This is a genomic window from Pelagimonas sp., from assembly GCF_058892305.1.
The window spans coordinates 1-1172 of the sequence record NZ_JBZXVN010000054.1 but is presented as its reverse complement, the minus strand read 5'-3'; the positions used below and the strand labels follow the sequence as shown (position 1 = coordinate 1172).

The 1172-nt window shown below is 58.1% G+C and carries 1 protein-coding gene; it reads left to right on the top strand.

The genetic code is table 11. From position 1 onward, the window contains the following. Nucleotides 1-1172: phosphoenolpyruvate carboxykinase (ATP) (locus tag AC5EFR_RS20335; protein ID WP_493577561.1), on the top strand; the 1172-nt coding region annotated here is incomplete at both ends.

Genomic DNA, 1172 nt, shown 5'->3' with positions numbered 1-1172 from the left:
TACTACGTACAAGATCTGGTAGGTGGGGCCGACCCGGCCAATGCCATTGACGTGCGTGTTGTGTCCGAACTCGCGTGGCACAACCTGTTCATCCGTCACATGCTGCGTCGCCCGGATCGCGAAGATCTCGACACGTTTGTTGCCGATTGGACAATCATCAACTGCCCATCGTTCCAGGCGACCCCGGAAAAGCACGGCTGTCGGACCGACACCGTGATCGCGATGAATTTCGACAAGAAAACCATCCTGATCGCCAACACCGAATATGCCGGTGAGAACAAGAAATCTGTTTTCACCCTGCTCAACTACATCCTGCCCGGCAAAGACATCATGGCGATGCATTGCTCGGCGAACCATGCGGTTGGCAACCCTGTCGACACGGCCATCTTCTTTGGTCTGTCGGGCACCGGTAAAACCACCCTGTCCGCCGACCCAGAGCGCGTGCTGATTGGTGACGACGAACATGGTTGGTCGGATCGTGGCACCTTCAACTTCGAAGGCGGCTGCTATGCCAAGACCATCAACCTGTCGCCCGAGGCCGAGCCTGAAATCTATGCCACGACCGAGAAATTCGGCACCGTGATCGAGAACATGGTCTACGACGAAGAGACCCGCGATCTCGACTTCAAAGATGACAGCCTGACCGCCAACATGCGTTGCGCCTACCCGCTGCACTACATCGACAACGCCTCGAAAACCGCGCTGGGTGGCCACCCCAAGAACATCATCATGCTGACATGTGATGCCTTTGGTGTTCTGCCTCCGATCGCACGTTTGACCCCGGCGCAGGCGATGTATCACTTCCTCTCGGGCTTCACCTCCAAGGTTGCGGGCACCGAGCGCGGCGTAACCGAGCCAGAGCCAACATTTTCGACCTGCTTTGGGGCACCGTTCATGCCACGCCGTCCAGAAGCCTATGGCAACCTGCTGCGCGACAAGATCGCCAAACATGGCGCGACCTGCTGGCTGGTCAACACTGGCTGGACCGGTGGGGCCTATGGCGAAGGTTCACGGATGCCAATCCGCGCCACCCGCGCTCTTTTGCACGCCGCTTTGAACGGATCGCTCAACAATGCTGAATACCGCAAAGACCCGAATTTCGGCTTTGAGGTTCCGGTGTCTGTGGAAGGCGTTGCCGAGCTATTGCTGGACCCACGCAAGACGTGGGACGA